General features: G+C 64.2%; 16 protein-coding genes and 3 pseudogenes. 11 read left to right on the top strand and 8 right to left on the bottom strand.

Features of this window, described 5'->3' with window-relative positions:
• Positions 1-53 precede the first annotated feature (53 nt).
• Entirely contained in the window at positions 54-743 is a 690-nt protein-coding gene (locus J3489_RS32475; RefSeq protein WP_207004923.1) for a response regulator, read from the bottom strand.
• A 274-nt stretch (positions 744-1017) separates the two neighbouring features.
• Between J3489_RS32475 and J3489_RS32470 the strand changes: the two genes are divergently transcribed.
• The 4 genes and pseudogenes from J3489_RS32470 to J3489_RS38085 all read left to right on the top strand — a co-directional run.
• Positions 1018-1620 (top strand): YbhB/YbcL family Raf kinase inhibitor-like protein, encoded by a 603-nt coding sequence (locus J3489_RS32470; protein WP_207004922.1) that lies wholly within the window; start codon positions 1018-1020, stop codon positions 1618-1620.
• A 254-nt stretch (positions 1621-1874) separates the two neighbouring features.
• Positions 1875-2822 (top strand): N-acetyl-gamma-glutamyl-phosphate reductase, encoded by a 948-nt coding sequence (gene argC, locus J3489_RS32465; RefSeq protein ID WP_207004921.1) that lies wholly within the window; start codon positions 1875-1877, stop codon positions 2820-2822.
• A 550-nt stretch (positions 2823-3372) separates the two neighbouring features.
• A pseudogene (locus J3489_RS38090) lies at positions 3373-3732 on the top strand (DUF2957 domain-containing protein); the annotation flags it as partial.
• 4 nt (positions 3733-3736) lie between these two features.
• A pseudogene (locus J3489_RS38085) lies at positions 3737-3991 on the top strand (OmpW family outer membrane protein); the annotation flags it as partial.
• 248 nt (positions 3992-4239) lie between these two features.
• Here the strand turns inward: J3489_RS38085 and J3489_RS32455 are convergent.
• The 3 genes from J3489_RS32455 to J3489_RS32445 form a co-directional block, all read right to left on the bottom strand.
• Positions 4240-4605 carry a response regulator gene (locus tag J3489_RS32455; RefSeq protein ID WP_207004919.1) on the bottom strand — a complete coding sequence of 122 codons (366 nt, stop codon included), beginning with the start codon at positions 4603-4605 and terminating at the stop codon, positions 4240-4242.
• A gap of 536 nt (positions 4606-5141) precedes the next feature.
• Positions 5142-5777: a LysE family translocator gene (locus J3489_RS32450; RefSeq protein ID WP_207004918.1), complete on the bottom strand. Its 636-nt coding sequence runs from the start codon at positions 5775-5777 to the stop codon at positions 5142-5144.
• A gap of 121 nt (positions 5778-5898) precedes the next feature.
• Entirely contained in the window at positions 5899-6768 is an 870-nt protein-coding gene (locus J3489_RS32445) for an NAD(P)-dependent oxidoreductase (RefSeq protein ID WP_207004917.1), read from the bottom strand.
• 175 nt (positions 6769-6943) lie between these two features.
• On the opposite strand from J3489_RS32445, the gene J3489_RS32440 reads away from it, so the two are divergent.
• From J3489_RS32440 to J3489_RS32430, 3 genes are all read left to right on the top strand, one after another.
• Positions 6944-7726 carry a Mut7-C RNAse domain-containing protein gene (locus J3489_RS32440; RefSeq protein ID WP_207004916.1) on the top strand — a complete coding sequence of 261 codons (783 nt, stop codon included), beginning with the start codon at positions 6944-6946 and terminating at the stop codon, positions 7724-7726.
• Positions 7727-7822: 96 nt separating this feature from the next.
• Complete coding sequence (locus tag J3489_RS32435) at positions 7823-9619, top strand: IlvD/Edd family dehydratase (protein WP_207004915.1); 1797 nt, start codon at positions 7823-7825, stop codon at positions 9617-9619.
• 105 nt (positions 9620-9724) lie between these two features.
• Positions 9725-10000 (top strand): hypothetical protein, encoded by a 276-nt coding sequence (locus tag J3489_RS32430; protein WP_207004914.1) that lies wholly within the window; start codon positions 9725-9727, stop codon positions 9998-10000.
• Between the two features lie 129 nt (positions 10001-10129).
• Here the strand turns inward: J3489_RS32430 and J3489_RS32425 are convergent, their stop codons facing one another.
• On the bottom strand, positions 10130-10483 hold the full coding sequence (locus tag J3489_RS32425) for a hypothetical protein (RefSeq protein WP_207004913.1): 354 nt from the start codon (positions 10481-10483) through the stop codon (positions 10130-10132).
• A gap of 232 nt (positions 10484-10715) precedes the next feature.
• Here J3489_RS32425 and J3489_RS32420 point away from each other — a divergent pair, with 232 nt between their 5' ends.
• Both J3489_RS32420 and J3489_RS32415 read left to right on the top strand, forming a co-directional pair.
• Positions 10716-10865: a hypothetical protein gene (locus J3489_RS32420; RefSeq protein ID WP_207004912.1), complete on the top strand. Its 150-nt coding sequence runs from the start codon at positions 10716-10718 to the stop codon at positions 10863-10865.
• A gap of 96 nt (positions 10866-10961) precedes the next feature.
• A complete protein-coding gene (locus J3489_RS32415; protein ID WP_207004911.1) occupies positions 10962-12617 on the top strand; it encodes an Nramp family divalent metal transporter in 1656 nt (551 codons plus the stop codon).
• A 123-nt stretch (positions 12618-12740) separates the two neighbouring features.
• On the opposite strand, the gene J3489_RS32410 is transcribed toward J3489_RS32415, so the two are convergent.
• Positions 12741-13778, bottom strand: a complete 1038-nt coding sequence (locus J3489_RS32410; protein WP_207004910.1) for a class I fructose-bisphosphate aldolase — start codon at positions 13776-13778, stop codon at positions 12741-12743.
• 228 nt (positions 13779-14006) lie between these two features.
• Positions 14007-14915: a DMT family transporter gene (locus J3489_RS32405; protein ID WP_207004909.1), complete on the bottom strand. Its 909-nt coding sequence runs from the start codon at positions 14913-14915 to the stop codon at positions 14007-14009.
• Positions 14916-15077: 162 nt separating this feature from the next.
• Here J3489_RS32405 and J3489_RS32400 point away from each other — a divergent pair, with 162 nt between their 5' ends.
• Both J3489_RS32400 and J3489_RS38080 read left to right on the top strand, forming a co-directional pair.
• Complete coding sequence (locus tag J3489_RS32400; RefSeq protein WP_309491456.1) at positions 15078-16004, top strand: helix-turn-helix domain-containing protein; 927 nt, start codon at positions 15078-15080, stop codon at positions 16002-16004.
• Positions 16005-16255: 251 nt separating this feature from the next.
• A pseudogene (locus J3489_RS38080) lies at positions 16256-16444 on the top strand (extracellular solute-binding protein); the annotation flags it as partial.
• A 52-nt stretch (positions 16445-16496) separates the two neighbouring features.
• On the opposite strand, the gene J3489_RS32390 reads toward J3489_RS38080, so the two are convergent.
• Positions 16497-17183: a GSU2403 family nucleotidyltransferase fold protein gene (locus J3489_RS32390; protein ID WP_242540485.1), complete on the bottom strand. Its 687-nt coding sequence runs from the start codon at positions 17181-17183 to the stop codon at positions 16497-16499.
• Between the last annotated feature and the right edge of the window lie 354 nt (positions 17184-17537).

The following is a 17537-nucleotide window of genomic DNA, read 5'->3' as shown; positions in this document are numbered from 1 at the left end:
TTTTCTTTCCTTGCGATTTCGCGCGCGGGCGAGCCGGCTACGCGCTTCCTCGTTTATTTGGGTGCCGCGGGCTTGTCCTGCACGTTCGACGACAAGTTCATCAGCCCATTGCTCTGCGCGTACTGGAAGAGTTCCGAATCGCGTTCGAGGCCGAGCTTGCGCATCGCCATGTTTTTCTGCGTGCTGATCGTTTTGATGCTGCGGTTCAGCTGCGTCGAAATTTCCTTGATGGTCAGCCCGGAGACGAAGAGCCGTACCACCTCGAGCTCGCGGCGAGAGAGGATGACGTCCTCGGTCTTGCCGCCCGCGTTGATCCGCAGCGTGTCGAGCGAAGTCCGCACAGACGGGCTCGCGTACGGCAGATCGTGCATCACATGGCGTATCGCGAGGCCAATGTGTGCGAGGTCGTCCGACTTGTTGACGACCGCGATCACACCGATCTCGCCAAGCCGCTTGAGGAGCGCCGCGTTCTCGAGCATCGTCAGCACAACGATGCGCAGACCGGGAAAGTGGCGCAGGATGTAGTCGATGAGCGGCAGGCCGTCGCCGTACTGGCCGCCCGGCATGGCGAGATCGGTCACCAGCACGTCGGCCGGCACCGTCTGCAGCACCTTGATGAGCTCGGTCGATTGACGTGCCTGCGCTATCACCTCGACATCCGGAAATTTCAACAGCGCCTGCTCGGCCCCCAGCAAAATCACCGGATGGTCGTCGGCCACGACGACTTTCATTCGGTGTTGCATCGGCTTCCGCCCGGATATTTTGCTTTCCGATAATTCGTTCATGCAAACCGTTATTTATTTGTTTGTGACGCCGGCCCGGCCTGTGCCGGGCTGCCCGCATCCGTAACAGCGCCGCGAAACAGCAGACACCCAGAACCCCACATTTCGTCGCGGTAATTCCAACAACCGCCGCGCAGCCCTAATGTTAGACTTGAATTCATGTCCGGGCACATTATTGGGACACTAATCGTGCAAAGAAGCCTCAAAGCCTCGCCCCTGACAGGAGAATCGACTCATGCGCAAGTGCTGCCTGGTCGTTTCGCGCGCTTCGCCTTACCCTCGTCTGCCGTTTCTGGTGCTCACGTTCCTGAGCGCCGCTGTCACAATCGCCAATGGTCCTCGCGCGCTCGCGGATGGTGCCTTTTCCGTGACCAGCGTCGACCTTCGGTCAGGTGGCACCGTGCCGGATGCCCAAGTATTCGATCAGGGCGACTGCAAGGGCGGCAACCACTCACCCCAGCTGTCATGGCACGACGCGCCGGCCGGCACCCGCAGTTTCGCCGTGACGATGTTCGATCCTGACTCCCCCGGCCCCGGCTGGTGGCACTGGGCGGTAGCTGGCATTCCGCCCGGCGTTCACCAGTTGCCGGCCAACGCCAGCGCGTCCGGCTATCTGAAAAAGCTCGGCGCCGTCGAAGCGCGCAACGACTTCGACACCGACGGCTACGGCGGCCCCTGCCCGCCGCCCGGCAAGCCGCACCGCTACGTGATCACCGTCTACGCGCTCGACACGACCGATCTGCGGCTCGCGACGGGCCGCCCCGCGCTGATGTTCGATCATGAGATCGGTACGGCCACGCTTGGTTCGGCACGGCTTGTCGTCACCTATGGGCGCTGACTGAGCGGTCTGATCGCGCTTTGATTCCGTGTTGCCGCCGCGCTCGTGGACGCGCGGATGCGGTTGCGATTCGGCGTCGAACGACGAGCAACCGCCGCTGAACTGACGTCATTGGTGTCATATCTGCGTCATTTGCGCGGCGCAACGTGTTTTTTGGCCAAGCATGCGCGCACGCGCCGCCATCCGGTCTTAGAATTACGGATTCGCGGGAACGCGCCCACCGGTTGAATTCAGTTAGTCAAGCGAGATTCGAGATGAGCACGAAGGTTTTTGTCGACGGACAGGAAGGCACCACCGGTCTGAAGATTTTCGAGTACCTGACGCAGCGCGACGGCGTGGAAATTCTGCGCATCGACGAGGCGAAGCGCAAGGACATCGACGAGCGCCGCCGTCTCATCAACGCTTCGGATGTGACGTTCCTGTGCCTGCCGGATGTCGCGTCGCGCGAATCGGCTTCGCTCGTCGAGAACGACAAGACTGTGCTCATCGACGCGAGCACCGCGTTCCGCACCGCCGCCGATTGGGCCTACGGCCTGCCCGAACTCGCGCGTGCGCAGCGCGAGCGCCTGCGCACGGCCAAGCGCATCGCCGTGCCCGGCTGCCACGCGTCAGCCTTTGTGCTCGCGATGCGGCCGCTCGTCGACGCCGGCGTGGTCTCGCCGGACTTCGCCGCGCACAGCTACGCGATCACCGGCTACAGCGGAGGCGGCAAGAAAATGATTGCGGACTACGAAGCGGGCGGCAACGCCAAGCTCATGAGCCCGCGGCCTTACGCGCTCGCCCTCGCGCACAAGCATCTGCCGGAGATGGTCGCGCATACCGGCCTCAAGTCGGCGCCGGTGTTCACACCGATCGTCGGCAACTTCTATCAGGGCCTCGCCGTCACGACCTACTTCTCGCCGAAGGACCTCGCGAAGCGCGTGAGCCCGCAGGACGTGCAGGCGCTCTTCGCCGAATACTATGCGGGCGAGGCGTTCGTGCGCGCCGCTCCGTTCGATGCCGAAGACAACCTCGATGCCGGCTTCTTCGACGTGCAGGCGAACAACGACACCAATCGCGTCGACCTGTTCGTGTTCGGCAATCGAGAGCGCTTCGTGACTGTCGCGCGGCTCGACAACCTCGGCAAGGGCGCATCGGGCGCCGCGATCCAATGCATGAACCTGAGCATCGGCGCGGCGGAAGAGACGGGCTTGAAGCGCTAACGCAAGGCGCGCCGCTCGTTCCACGCAAAGCCGGCTCGACGAGCCGGTTTTTTTTATGTCGGCCGGAGTTAGTGCTTCAGCACTTACTCCGGCCCCATGCAAAGTGGTCGGCCGGAGTTAGTGCTTCAGCACTTACTCCGGCCCCATGCAAAGCGGTCGGCCGGAGTTAGTGCTTCAGCGCTTACTCCGGTCCCATGCAATGCTTCGATCACCTTTTAATCCTGCTTTAAACCGTTAATAGCCGATTCGATAAATCATACGAATATTATTCAAATAACAATTTGATACAAGTCGGCAATTAGTCCTTCCTCCACCGGCTCCGGTCTCAAGCACAAGGTTCCGCAAAGGGAATTTCCTGATTCAGCAGCGAACGAGCGCTCTCTTATGAGCGTCGGTTTTTTCTGAAAGCCTTGTGCCACATGCCTTGGCCGATCAGCAACAGCTCCGCACACTACCACGGTCCCGTTTGTTTAAGTCCCCGCCCCCCTGCCCCGGCCATCTTCGCGACGCAAAAAATCCAGTGTTCGAAGCGGATTTTTTTGACGATTTAATCAACGCCGGCAAATGCCAGCAGCCGGGGACGAACCTCGTGCAACCGGCGGACGGCAGCGGCGCGTTCGAAACCGACCACTTCCAGGGCCAAGCGAAGCCGACGCTCGCGCCGTCGCCTGTCGCGAAGGGTTTCATGATCGTCGGCCAGTTGCGCGGCCAGTTGGTGCCGATCCTGATCCGAACCGGCGTCGCGAACTCATCGCTCGCAACGAATCCGCAAAACGGCCTGACCGGGCCCGTCGCCGACGACGAGTCAGGCATCTCGATCCTCGCGCCGCAGACGACGATCGGACCGGACTCGCAGGACGGCGAGTACCTCGGCGTCGACAGCCAGTTCGATTACCGGACGACCGCGCTCGAAGGCGGGCGCAGGCAAGCCGGGGACGACGAGCGTATCGGCGAAGGCATCGTCGTCATGGGTGCCGGTGTTCGACGTGGGCGCCTCGTATTTCTTCACGAAACACTGGGACGTGACCGCATCGGTGACTTACATCCCGCTCAAGACGACCACGTCGGTGATCATCAAGGCCGCGGACGGCACGGAACTCGCCGTATCGCAGGCGGAATTGAAGACGGACCCGATCATCACCTTCGTCGCCGTGTCGTACAAGTTCTAAAGGAAGCTGTCGGAGATCAGGATCTGGGAGATCCACGCCGGGCAAGACGGCGCACCGCCAAATGAGAAAAGTGGGGACTGCATTGCACGGGACAAAAAAAAGCCCGCCTAGGTTGGCGGGCTGAATCCATATCAGAGGAGACATGGAGGAGACAATTCCTACTATAGCAAACCCTGTGATGCGGCGCAACATCAGAATATTCCTCTATCTCCTGGCGTTGTTTCTGCGCCACACCCAAAGCCGATTGCTCATTCGCACGCCATCGAAAGGATGAAGCTCAATTGATCGGCGCCCACCGGCTTGACGAGATGCACGTCGAAACCGGCGGCGAGCGCCATGTCACGATATTGCGGCTGTCCCCAGCCGGTGAGCGCGATCAGCAGAAGCGAGCGCGCCTTCGCCATGTCCCGCAGCCGGCGCGAGGCGGCCAAGCCATCGAGCTCGGGGCCGCCGATGTCGAGAATCGCGACATCCGGCCAGTGCCGCTCGGCGATGCTGAGCGCATCGGCCGCACTGTGCGCGAGGATCACGTCGTAGCCCATCTCCTCGACCAGATTGGCGAGGCCGGCTAACGCATCGTCGTCGTGATCGGCGATCAATATGCTCTTATGCATCGCGCTCTCCCGAGGTTGGGCCGCAAGGTCCGTGTGCGAGTCGTTTCTCCCTTTGATCGGTTTGACGCTGATTAGATTTCATGTTCCCGCAACAATCTGTTGTGCTTTCTGCCGATCGGGCCGTAATCATCACATCAATTTTTGTGAATCGCACTCCAAACTGTTGTCTGAAACGCTGATTTTCGCAAGGATTTTCAGCGCCCGGTTAAAAGGAAATCGTTTTCCGTCGGGCCGCAAACTTTTTTTTGGACCCGTCGGGCCGTTTTTTAACGGCAGTTTGTTTCAAACGGTGATATCTCTCAAAAAAGCGTCAAACCCTCGCGCCGCCGGTCACGGTACGCGCGATCTCGAACCGTCCACGCGTCCCGCATCGTTCGAATTTGACCGCAAACGATTGTGCATTCCGCGCAAAACGGCGTCGTGTTCGGCTCGCAATTGCCGGCATCAATCGCGTTGCATGGGAGCCGAGTAAGTGCTCTGCATGGGGCCGCAGTCAGTGCTGAAGCGCTAACTCGGGTCGCCCAAAAAAGGGAGCGTCAGTGCCGCACGAGCGCCATCATCGCGCCGAATCCGACGAACACCCCGCCCGTCAGGCGATTGAACGCCTTCGCAACGCCGCGGCTCTTGAGCGTCGCGCCGATGCGCAGACCGAAGCCGGCATAGACCAGATACCAGCTCACCTCGATCACCGCGAACGTCGCGACGAGAATCCCGAATTGCGGGAGCTTCGGCGCCGCCTCGTTGATGAACTGCGGCAAGAGCGCGGCCGCGAACAGGATCGCCTTCGGGTTGCTGCTCGCGACCAGGAAGCCGTTGCGATAGAGCGCGGCAGGCGAGCGCACGGGCTTTGCTGCGGCGTCGGCATGCTTGTCGTCAGGCTCCACGTCGACATTCGCGCGCCACGCCTTCACGCCGAGGTACACGAGATACGCGGCGCCGATCAGCCGCAGCGCGTTGAACATCGCCGGCCACGCTTCGAGGAACACGCCGAGCCCCGCCGCCGATACCGACAGCATCAGCACCAGCGCCGACAGACACCCCGCCATCGTCGCGCTCGAGCGGCGCAGGCCGTGCTGCGCGCCGTGCGTCATCACGAGCAGCATGTTGGGACCGGGAATGGCGGAAACGACGAAAACGGTGGCGACGTAAAGCCACCAGGTATGCAGGCTCATGGCGATGGCGCGGGATAGTCAGAATGGGTCGAACCGGCGATTATGCCCGCACGCGCCGAATTTTTCCGGGCGGCTGCGGCGCGCGGGCCGAGCCCGCATCCGCCACCCGCTCGGTCCCCGTTTAGCGCGCAGCCCGCCGCGCCGCGACTTGGCCAAGCACCGCGAAGTCCTTGTCGCCGTCGCCGTGCGCGATCGCGTCGAGCAGGCTGTCGCGCACGACGCTCGCGATCGGCAGCGGTATCGAGGCGGCGTCACCGGCCGCGAGCGCGAGCCGCACGTCCTTCAGGCCCAGGCGCGCCTTGAACATCGCCGGCTCGTAGCGGCCCTCGGCAATCAACCGGCCGTAGCCCTGATACACCGGCCCGGGAAACACGCTATTCGTGATCACGTCGAGGAAATCCGACATCGCGACGCCATAGCCGCCAAGCAGCGCCGACACTTCGCCGAGCGTCTCCACCGCCGAGGCCAGCGTGAAGTTCGCCGCGAGCTTCGCAACGTTCGCATGCTGCGGCAAGGAGCCGAGGCGCCACGTCTTCTGGCCGATCGCGTCGAATATCGGCTGCACGCGATCGATCGCTTCGGCGGGGCCTGCCGCCATGATCGTGAGCTTCGCCGCGGCGGCCACGTCGGGCCGTCCCATCACCGGCGCGGCCACATAGTTGAGCCCGCGCAACGCGTGTTCGTGCGCGAGTTCCTCGGCACAGATGACCGAAATCGTCGCCATGTTCACGTGGATCAGGCCGCGGGGCGCGTGTTCGAGCAGTGCGGCATCGAAGACTTCGCGAGCCGCCGCGTCGTCGGCGAGCATCGACAGCACGGCATCGCCCGCGAACGCGTGCGCGGGCGTTTCGACCACCTGCGCGCCGAGTTCGGTGAGCGCACGCGCGCGCTCGGCCGTGCGGTTCCACACCCTGACGCGATGCCCCGCCTTCAGGAGGTTCGCCACCATCGCGCTGCCCATGCTGCCCAGACCGATAAAACCGATATCCATGGATTGCTCCTTCATCTCTTCGCAAAGAACCAGGGAGTAAAGCACAGGCGCGCAAAGCTTGCTGCCGGCGCAGCTGGCGAGCCTCGCGCCGATCCGCATCGTGAAACCGCCGCCTGACCCACCTTCGCGACCCGCGCGTCCGGCGCACGGCCCGCCTTGATGCGATACTGATCCGATGGCTCCCGTCACCGCGACTTTCCGCTTCTATGAAGAGCTGAACGACTTCATCGCCCGGCCGCTGCGCAGGCGGTCGTTCAGTTGCGCATGCCCGCCCGCCGCGACGGCCAAACATATGATCGAAGCGCTCGGCGTGCCGCACACCGAAGTGGAACTGATCCTCGTGAACGGCGAATCGGTCGGTTTCGAGCAGATTCTCGAAGACGGTGACCGCGTCGCGGTCTACCCCAAATTCGAAGCGCTCGACATCCGCCCGCTCCTGCGGGTGCGCGCCGCGCCGCTGCGCACGATCCGCTTCGTCGCCGACGCGCATCTCGGCGGCCTCGCGCAATTGCTGCGGCTCGCGGGTTTCGACACGCTCTACGACAACCACTACGCCGACGCCGCGATCGAAGCGCTCGCCTCGGCCGAGCAACGGATCGTGCTCACGCGCGACCGCGAGTTGCTCAAGCGCCGCACGATCACGCACGGCTGCTACGTGCGCGCGCTGAAGCCCGACGCGCAATTGCGCGAGATTTTCGGTCGGCTCGATCTCGCCGGCAGCGCGCAGCCGTTCCGGCTGTGCCTGACCTGCAATGCGCCGCTGCGGCGCATCGAGAAGGAAGAAGTGGCGGACCGCGCACCGAAGGGCGTGCTCGAGCGGCACACGCAGTTCGTCACCTGTGACATCTGCCGGCGGGTCTTCTGGGAAGGCTCGCATTGGAGACGCATGCGCGCGTTGATGGATACCGTCGTGGACGGCGCGCGCGTCACGCCCCCGGCCGCGGGAAGCGCACAATGACGGCTCGGCGGGCGGCGTGACGCGCGCGCCGCCGCCATCCCCGCCGTCATCCCATTACGCAATCGCACCTCAAATCAAGCACCGGAGACACCCGCCATGCGCCATCGTCCCGACTCGGACCAGCCGCACCGCCTGCGCAGCCGCCGCTGGTTCGACGATCCGTCCAACCCCGGCATGACCGCGCTCTATCTCGAGCGCTACATGAACTACGGCATCACGCGCGAAGAATTGCAGTCGGGCAAGCCGATCGTCGGCATCGCGCAGACGGGATCGGACCTGGCGCCGTGCAACCGTCATCATCTGGAGCTCGCCGGGCGCGTGCGCGACGGCATCCGCGACGCGGGCGGCATCCCGCTCGAATTCCCCGTTCATCCGATCCAGGAGACCGGCAAGCGCCCCACGGCCGCGCTCGACCGCAATCTCGCCTACCTCGGACTCGTCGAGATCCTGCATGGCTATCCACTCGACGGCGTCGTGCTGACCACCGGCTGCGACAAGACCACGCCCGCGTGCCTGATGGCCGCGGCCACGGTCAACCTCCCGGCGATCGTGCTATCGGGCGGACCGATGCTCGACGGCTGGTGGCAAGGCAAGCTCGCGGGCTCGGGCACCGTCGTCTGGCATGCGCGCAAGCGGCTCGCGGCCGGGGAGATCGATTACGAAGCGTTCATGAACATGGTGGCGTCATCGGCGCCGTCGGCGGGGCACTGCAACACGATGGGCACGGCGCTGTCGATGAACTCGCTCGCCGAGGCGCTCGGCATGTCGCTGCCGGGCTGCGCCGCGATTCCCGCGCCGTATCGCGAGCGCGGGCAGATGGCCTACGCCACGGGCAAGCGCATCGTCGGCATGATCCACGAGAACCTGCGCCCGTCGGACATCATGACCCAAGGCGCCTTCGAAAACGCCGTGGTCGCGGCGGCGGCGCTCGGCGGTTCGTCGAATTGTCCGATCCACATGATCGCGATCGCGCGCCATATGGGCGTCGAGCACACGCTCGACGACTGGCAGCGGCTCGGGCCGGACGTGCCGTTGCTGGTCGATTGCCAGCCGGCCGGACGGTTTCTCGGCGAAGCGTTTCATCGCGCGGGCGGCGTGCCGGCTGTGATGAAGGAGCTGCTCGACGCCGGCAAGCTGGACGGCGGCGTGCGCACGGTGACGGGACGCACGCTCGCCGAAGACCTCGCGAGCGTCGCCGAGCCGGATCGCGAAGTGATCCGACGGTACACCGAGCCGTTGAAGGAAGCGGCGGGCTACGTCGTCATGTCCGGCAACCTGTTCGACAGCGCCGTGATGAAGATCAGCGTGATCGATCCCGCGTTCCGCAAGCGCTTCCTCTCCGACCCCGAGCATCCTAATGTCTTCGAAGGACACGCCGTCGTGTTCGAGGGGCCCGAGGACTATCACGAGCGCATCGACGATCCGGAACTCGGCGTCGACGCGCGATCGGTGCTCGTGATCCGCAATTGCGGCCCGGTCGGGTACCCCGGCGGCGCGGAAGTCGTCAACATGCAGCCGCCCGCTGCGCTGATCAAGGAAGGCGTCGATACGCTGCCGACCATCGGCGACGGCCGGCAGAGCGGCACGTCGGCGAGCCCGTCGATCCTGAACGTGTCGCCCGAGGCGGCGGTGGGCGGCAATCTTGCGCTGCTCATGACCGGCGACAAGATCCGCATCGATCTGCAAGCGCGCAAGGTCGACGTGATGATCTCGGCGGACGAACTCGCTGCACGGCGCGCCGCGTGGAAAGCGCCGCTCTTGCAGCACAAGACGCCTTGGGAGGAGATCTATCGCAGCATGGTCGGCCAGCATGCGACCGGCGCTTGCCTCGAACACGCGACGCTGTACCTGAACGTCATCGAGACGCGCGGCGAGTCGCGCCACAACCATTGACGGGCACGAGGCGGGCCGGCCCGTCTGGGCTGGCCCGCGCGCACTGCGTACAATACGGGCCCACCGGCTACAGGCCGCCCCACTCCAACCGCAGGACACTTCCGCATGCCAATGAAGAAAACCGACCTTGAAAAGAGCAAGGCGCTCAAACTGACCCACTCGATGAAGCAGACGCGCTCCGAGCGCTTCGGCAAAGGCATCGTCGAAGTGCTCGACCGTCGCGAGCAGCGCAAGCTCGATCAGGCAAAAGGGCTCGTGCCGTTCGCGTGCAAGCTCGACGGCGAGCTCGCGGCGACGCTGAAGGAACGCGCGGCCAGCCATCCGGAAGGGATGACGGGCCTCGTCGACGAACTGCTGCGCAAAGGTCTCGCATCAAGTTAAACCGCCACGACGGTCCGCAGCTCGGCAACGGCTTCGTTGCCGATGCGCAGGTGTGCAGAGGAATTCGGCATCGTACGCGCTACGTAATTGAAACGTAAGAAAATTCTTCTGCGTATGCGTTGACTTGTCTTATAGCAAATCACTAAAATTCAGTTGTTTCCACAAATGGGGCATATGCCTTGGACAGTTGCAGTAGTCGATCTTCGAACAGTATTTCTGCCTGACTGGCACGACGCCCCGCGCTGATTCTTCTTTAGCCGCCGTCATGCCGACAGGCAGACGGTGCGCATCGCAGTAGCTTCCGCAGTACTCCCTTCGCACCTCTTCGATTGATACGCCGCCTTCGCGACGTGCGCGCGTTCGCACATCCGCGTCGATGGTCTGGCGCATCGAGCCATCAGGCTCGCGGCGCCGTTCGTTTGCGCCTTTTCGCTGGCCGGCAGCATGCTGCGCCGGTGTTCGAAAAGGCGTGTGGTTCAACACATCCGTGTTTCGCGACGCGACAACGGGAAAGACAAAAGGAAATCGAAATGCCCGACCCTGAGCCTAGTCACTCTTGCCATACCTGCGCCCTCACGCGCCCGACTTTTTGCTTCGCCTGACGGAAGGCCCGCATTCGTTCCTCCCCACACGTCCGATCGTCTCGATCCGTGTGAGCTGAAACCGGACTGGCCACCCTCGGGCCCCAGGTTTCAATGATTGTGGAGGATTCATCATGCAATTCGCTCTTCTCGTACCGCAGCTCCCGCGCGTCGACGAAGCTCGCACGCACTACGACGAGATGCTGACGCTCGAGCCGCGTTCGCACGCATCGGCCAGCGTGGCCGCCGCGCTCTGGACCGCGCTCAAGAAGCTCGCTGACTGACGACACTGAAACCGCGCAGCCCGCCGCTCGCTCGACCCACATCGTCCGGCAGGCTGCGCCACGACCGCTTTAGCTCTACGCATAGGAAAACTAAAAATGTCCACACCTGCAAACGTCTCGTCGACGACACGGAGCGCCGTGCTCGACGACGCCCACGTCGGCGATATCCGCGGCGCGTTCGGCACGATCGCGCACCACGACACCGCGCCGCGCACCAACTGGTGGGCGCGCCTGCGCACGCTGCTCGCGATTCTCGGCCCCGGTCTCATCGTGATGGTCGGCGACAACGATGCGGGCGCGTTCGGCACCTACACGCAAGCCGGCCAGAACTACGGCACGTCGCTGCTCTGGACGCTCGCGCTCCTGATCCCCGTGCTGTACGTGAACCAGGAAATGGTGCTGCGCCTTGGCGCCGTAACGGGCGTCGGCCACGCACGCCTGATCTTCGAGCGCTTCGGCAAGTTCTGGGGTGCCTTCAGCGTCATCGACCTGTTCCTGCTCAACGCGCTCACGATCGTCACCGAATTCATCGGCATCACCTTTGCGCTCGACTATCTCGGCGTGTCGAAGGTGCTCGGCGTCTGCATCGCCGCCGTGCTGACGATGGCCGCCGTGAGCACCGGCAACTTCCGGCGCTTCGAACGCTTCGCGATCGTGCTGTGCCTTTTGAGCCTGCTGCTGGTGCCGGTGCTCGTGTCGATCCATCCGCCGGTCAGCGTCATCACGCGCGACTTCCTTATCCCGAGCTGGCCGAAGAACTCGAAGCTGTCGGACGTGATGCTGCTCGTGATCGGCATTGTCGGCACGACGGTCGCGCCGTGGCAGCTGTTCTTCCAGCAAAGCTACGTGATCGACAAGCGCATCACGCCGCGCTTCATGAAGTACGAAAAGGCGGACCTGTGGATCGGCATTGCCTTCGTGATCATCGGCGCCGTCGCGATGATGGCCTTCTGCGCAGCGCTCTTCGCGGGACGTCCGGAGTTCGGCAACTTCACCGATGCGGGCGGCGTGATCGCCGGGCTGCACAAGTACGTCGGCCCGACGTCGGCGACGATCTTCGCGGTCGCGCTGCTCGACGCTTCGATCATCGGCGCTGCCGCTGTCTCGCTCGCGACGGCCTACGCGATCGGCGACGTGTTCAAGATCCGTCACTCGCTGCATCGCAGCGTGCTCGACGCGAAGGGCTTCTACCTCGTCTACTTCGGCATCATCGCGCTCGCCGCGGCGCTCGTGCTGATGCCGGGCAGCCCGCTCGGCCTTCTGACCGAGGCCGTGCAGACGCTCGCCGGCGTGCTCCTGCCGAGCGCCACCGTGTTCCTGCTGCTGCTGTGCAACGACCGTGCCGTGCTCGGTCCGTGGGTGAACGGCAAAAAGCTGAATCTGTTCACGGGCGCGATCATCTGGATTCTGGTCGTGCTGTCGATCATCCTGACCACCGCCACCGTGTATCCGGATATCAGCGGCAAGGCGATCATGGAGATCCTCGTCGGCGGCACGCTGCTCGCCATCGTCGGCTACGCAGCCACCGAAATCGTGCGCAAGACGCGCAGCGCAGCGGCGGCAGAAGCACCGGCGCCGAGCAAGGCGGCCTTGAAGAAGGTGCGCGACACGTGGCGCATGCCGCCGCTCGAACAACTGCCGAAGCCGAATCTCACGCTGTCCAAGCGTGTCTGGATGGGCGTGCTGCGTGGGTATCTGGTGATCGCGGTCGGGCTGGTGATCGTCAAGGTCGTTCAGATGGCGTGGCATTGAAGTCGAGCCGCACGCGGCGGCGGCGCAATTGAGTCGCCGCCGCGGTCCGAAAGCAAAAAGGCCAGAGCGGAAGTGTTCTGGCCTTTTTGTTTGGTGCGTTCCGCCGGATCTGCGGCATGCCGATCAACGCGTCGCAGAATCGCCCACGGCGTCCAGTTCGGCGTCGTATTGCCCCATGCTTGCCGCGCCATTCAACCGCGCGCGCTTCATCAGCGCCATTTGCGCCGCGCCGATATTCGCCGCCTGCCCTCGCCAGGCCTTGAGCGGCGGCTCCTGCAACGCGCGTCCGTAGGAAAAGCTCAACGGCCACGGGCGCCGGCCCGTGCGATTGATCGCATCGAGATTGGCGGTCGCCTCTTCAGGCGTCTGCCCGCCCGACAAGAAGAAGAGGCCCGCCACCGCGGCCGGCACCGTGCGGCCGAGGACGCTCACCGTCTGCGCCGCAATCTCGGCGGACGGCGCTTGCCGCGCGTGCTCCTTGCCCGCGACGACCATGCTCGGCTTGAGCAGCATGTGCTCGAGCGTCACCGCGTGGCGATGAAGCGCGGCGAACACCTCATGCAGCACGGCTTCGGTCACTTGCGCGCAGCGTTCGATCGAGTGGCCGCCGTCCATCAGCACCTCCGGCTCGACGATCGGCACGACGCCGGCTTCCTGGCAAATCGCCGCATAGCGCGCGAGCGACGCGGCATTGGTCTCGATCGCGAGTCGGCTCGGCAAGGTATCCGACACGTTGTACACCGCGCGCCATTTCGCGAAGCGCGCGCCCTGCTTCTTGTAGCCTTCGAGACGCTTCGCCAGACCGTCGAGCCCTTCGGTCACTTCGTCGCCCGGCGCATGGGCAAGCGCGATCTTGCCCGCGTCCACCTTGATGCCCGGCACGATGCCCTGGCGCGCCGCCAGTTGCGGCAGCGGCGTGCCGTCGCCGGCGCATTGGCCGAGCGTCTCTTCGTACAGGATGACGCCGCTCACGAACTCGCCGAGGCCTGCGGTCGACAGGAGCAGACTGCGCCACGCGCGGCGGTTTTCCTCGGTCGATTCGACGCCGATCGTCTTGAAGCGCTTGGCAATGGTGCCGCCGCTCTCGTCGGCTGCCAGCAGGCCTTTGCCGGCCCGGACCAGCGCGTCGATCGTGCTTTGGAGTTCGTCCCGAGTGCTCATGGTGTGGCCCTCCGTCAAAGTCGCCTGAGCGGCACCGGTTGCCGGCGTGAATACGCCTTAGTCTGCGCGGCAAAGGGATGGGGTGCCAGCACTTGATCGCGCCAAATGCGGCCAAGGTATCGCCCCCCTGACAGCAAGAAGCAATCCGGATGCCCGGCTACGCGGCCGGTTCGGTATGGCTGCGGTAGCGCGCGACGCTCTCCGTCATCATGATTGATTCGCGCACTTTCATAGCGTCGGCTTGCCGACGCCATTCCACGCAACGAGGCGCCGCGTCAGGTCGAAGGCGACCAGATTGCCCGCGACCACGAGCATCAGCCCCAGCACCGCGAGCGCGGACCATCGGTAGCCCTCGAATACCGTCGACACGGCCAGCGCGACGATCGGGAACAGCACCGTGCAGTACGCGGCCCGCTCCGGCCCGATCCGCCCGACCAGCATCAGATACGCCGTAAAGCCGATGACCGAGCCGGGCACCGCGAGGTAGGCAAGCGCGCCGAGGTAGCGCACGGTGAATTCCGGCTCGAACGGCAGCCCGGCCAGCAGGCTGCCGACGGTCAGCACCGCCGCGCCGATCAGCATGGCCCAGCTATTCGTGACGATGGGGTGCAGGCCCATCGACTGCATCCGGCTCGACAGCAGGTTGCCGGCGGAGAACGACATCGTCCCCAGGAACGCGATAGCGAGGCCGAGCCACATCTGCTCATCGCCGGCGTGGCCGGCCATTTGCTGCGCGAACAGGCACCCGATTCCCGCGAGGCCCAAGAGCGCGCCGACGATCGCGCTCGCCCGCAGCGGCCGTCCCATGAAGAGGCGGCCGTTGATCGAGTTGAGCAGCGGCGCGGTCGAGAAGACGACGGCGACGAGGCCGCTCGGAACGATCCGCTCGGCGTAGTAGAAGCACAAGAAGTTGACGCAGAAGAGCGCGAGGGCCTGCGCCGCGAGCAACGGCCATGCGGCGCGCGGCGGCAGGATCGGCCGGCGCATGATGCGCAAGAGCGCGAACAGCACGATCGCGGCGCACCAGAAGCGCAGCGCGATCGACACCGGCGGCGCGACGACGCCAAGTTGCCATTTGATCGCGATCCAGGTGGTCCCCCAGATCAGCACGGTCACGACGTAAAGGAGCAGGTTCATAAGCCGGGTTCAACGAAACGCGAGAGCCCGACTATGCGATCGCCGCGGCGCCGGGCCTTGTCCATCCTTGCGCTTTTATGCGCGCCGGCTTGCCGCCACCCGGGCGCAAATGCGCGACGGCCTCTATACTCGGGCCATCTTTCCACTCATCCCCCCGACACCGTGACGGCCTGCCCACCCGCCTGCGCCACGCTCGACTCCCCTGCAGGCCGCTCGCTCGGCGTGCAGTCGGTGTGCCGCACGCTCGCCGACGCCAACGCGACGCTCGAGCGCTTCGCGTGGCTTGGCGACCAGCTCGCGGCCGCCGTCTGGACGCGCGACACCGACGTCGCCGAGACCGCCTACGACCATCCCGGCCACCACACGCTGTCGTGCTATCTCGACGGCGGCTACCGGACCGAACGCCAGAAGCTCCCGGGCCGCTTCGGCGCGCCGCGCCGCCTTTGCGCGCTGCCGGGCGATCACGAATCGCGCTGGTGGGTGCGCGGGCACATGCATTTCATGCATCTGTACTTCATGCCCGAGCATTTCACGCGGCGCGCGGCGCTCGAGCTGGATCGCGAGCCGCGCGAACTGACGCTCGCCGATCGCACCTATTTCGAAGACGCCCGCATCGCCGAGCTGTGCCAGTCGCTGGCCATGCTGCCGTGGGACGGCGCCGACGAGCGGCTGCGCGCCAACGAGATCGTGCACGAAGTGCTCTCGCTCTTGCTGCGCGGCCAATCGATGCGCCGCGAGAATGTTCAGAGCAAGGGCGGACTGTCGGTGTCGACGCGGCGCCGCCTGCGCGATTACATCGAGGCCAACCTGACCGAATCGCTGACGCTCGGCGAGCTGTCCAACGTCGCGTGCCTGTCGGAATTCCATCTCGCGCGCATGTTCCGGACGTCATTCGGCATGCCGCCCCACTCGTGGATTGCGCAACAGCGCATCGACCGCGCGCGCGTGCTGCTGCAAACCACGACGATGCCGCTCGAACAAGTCGCGGCGCTTTGCGGCTTTGCGAACGGCAGCCACTTCAGCCATCGCTTCCGCGCCGCGGTCGGCGCGAGTCCGCTTGCGTTCCGGCGCGCGATGACGCCGGCGTAAGTCTCGGCTCTCCGGACTTTCCTCCTGCTGCGGGCCATGACGCCACGTTATGGCCGCTCCAACAATTCGAGCGTTGCCATTCACAAAATGGCTTCGTATATTTTTCTCAAGCCCGCTGTTGCGTGTTCCGGTTGCTGCACTGCCGCGCGTGGAGTCGTGCTGTGCGGCGTGTCTTGCCTGGTCGGCCGGATTCGATATTTCGTACTCCAGTCATTACATTTTGCGTAGCAGATGGATCGCCGCCGTTCGTTCCGCAGACGGTGCTCGAAGCCGCCCTGCTCGCCGACGGCGTGCCGCGCGACAAGCTGTATCCGCTCGACGTCGACCGCGCGTTCAAGAAGCTCGCGCAGATCAAGCCGGACATCGCAGTGTGGTGGACCTCCGGCGGCCAGGCGGCGCAATTGCTGCACGACGGCGAATGGGGCTGGGGCTTGGGCTGGGTTAGGGCCTGGTTTTCTCAAGCTCATTTGTATCAGCGACCTGTTGCGGCATCTACCGCGACAACAATAAGCCTTGGTCCATCAACGTCCAGACGATATCGGCCTGCAGTTGGTCGCGTCGGCGCTTACGCGGGTCTCGGTCCGGGGCCTCTTTCGCCATCCAGGTCTTGAAGTCGATGAATACCTCCGGGTCAATGGCCGACATCCTCGCCATTTTTCCGGTCGCGGCCACCACGACCTGCCCGAATTTGGGCGCCGACGCCAATATCTGCGCACGCCGGGCCTGTACAGGCCACAGGTCTTCTTCGTAAGCAGGCAGTCGGACCGGATGAGGGTCAGAGTCTTGCGGCGGCCGTCGCAAAAAGTCGACCTCAAAACCTTTGCTGTTGATGGCCGTCTCGAGATGGTCGTCTTTGCGCCGAAAGCTCTTATCAACGCGCTGCAAAATGCTGAGCATCGAAACGTCAAGGCGCTCGATGTCTGTCAGAAAACGAACATGCCTTTGAGCATCCCAAAGCATGTCGACATCCTGGGTGGCCAATGCGCCCTGCGCAATGCGTACTCCAGCCGCAGCCTCATAGGCGTACAGGGCGTGCGTACCAACCACCGTAAAGTAGGAAGACAGCCCAGCCCTCTCGATAGCCCGCAGAACATCCACAACGATAGCCGGGACCCGACCCACCCTGAGTGCACGATTTAATCGTTCTGCTTCAACTACCGCAGCTTGAAGGTCGGCCAAGCGAGCCTCGATTTCGGCTTTTTTGGAGGTAAAGGCTTCGTAGGCTTGTGAATCGCCCCGGCTTCCCTATCCCGAACGGATAGATTGATCGGATAACTGATTATCCATACAGTGATTCGATCGCATGCATCAATCCCGGCAGCTAACAGGAGGCACGTACGCATCTGACGCTGTAAACGAAGCGCGGGCCGCATGGGCGGCAACCCATACGACCCGCTGACCACCATCAACTCACCTCAGGAGTTGATCATGGCTGACGCAATAAGGCTCAAATCACTGCGCGGCCTCCTCCACCTTCTTCCTCGCCCCCCGGCCAAACCGCACCGACAACGCCTGCCGAGCCGTATCCAACCC

Origin of the sequence: Trinickia mobilis (assembly GCF_017315705.1) — a bacterium.
GTDB classification, from domain to species: Bacteria; Pseudomonadota; Gammaproteobacteria; order Burkholderiales; family Burkholderiaceae; genus Trinickia_A; species Trinickia_A mobilis.
This window is presented reverse-complemented; position numbering and strand designations above follow the sequence as displayed.

Bases quoted from the DNA above. Each gene is read 5' to 3' on its own strand.
- J3489_RS32475 (WP_207004923.1), bottom strand. From the start codon at position 743: ATGCAACACCGAATGAAAGTCGTCGTGGCCGACGACCATCCGGTGATT.
- J3489_RS32470 (WP_207004922.1), top strand. From the start codon at position 1,018: ATGCGCAAGTGCTGCCTGGTCGTTTCGCGCGCTTCGCCTTACCCTCGT.
- argC (WP_207004921.1), top strand. From the start codon at position 1,875: ATGAGCACGAAGGTTTTTGTCGACGGACAGGAAGGCACCACCGGTCTG.
- J3489_RS32455 (WP_207004919.1), bottom strand. From the start codon at position 4,605: ATGCATAAGAGCATATTGATCGCCGATCACGACGACGATGCGTTAGCC.
- J3489_RS32450 (WP_207004918.1), bottom strand. From the start codon at position 5,777: ATGAGCCTGCATACCTGGTGGCTTTACGTCGCCACCGTTTTCGTCGTT.
- J3489_RS32445 (WP_207004917.1), bottom strand. From the start codon at position 6,768: ATGGATATCGGTTTTATCGGTCTGGGCAGCATGGGCAGCGCGATGGTG.
- J3489_RS32440 (WP_207004916.1), top strand. From the start codon at position 6,944: ATGGCTCCCGTCACCGCGACTTTCCGCTTCTATGAAGAGCTGAACGAC.
- J3489_RS32435 (WP_207004915.1), top strand. From the start codon at position 7,823: ATGCGCCATCGTCCCGACTCGGACCAGCCGCACCGCCTGCGCAGCCGC.
- J3489_RS32430 (WP_207004914.1), top strand. From the start codon at position 9,725: ATGCCAATGAAGAAAACCGACCTTGAAAAGAGCAAGGCGCTCAAACTG.
- J3489_RS32420 (WP_207004912.1), top strand. From the start codon at position 10,716: ATGCAATTCGCTCTTCTCGTACCGCAGCTCCCGCGCGTCGACGAAGCT.
- J3489_RS32415 (WP_207004911.1), top strand. From the start codon at position 10,962: ATGTCCACACCTGCAAACGTCTCGTCGACGACACGGAGCGCCGTGCTC.
- J3489_RS32410 (WP_207004910.1), bottom strand. From the start codon at position 13,778: ATGAGCACTCGGGACGAACTCCAAAGCACGATCGACGCGCTGGTCCGG.
- J3489_RS32405 (WP_207004909.1), bottom strand. From the start codon at position 14,915: ATGAACCTGCTCCTTTACGTCGTGACCGTGCTGATCTGGGGGACCACC.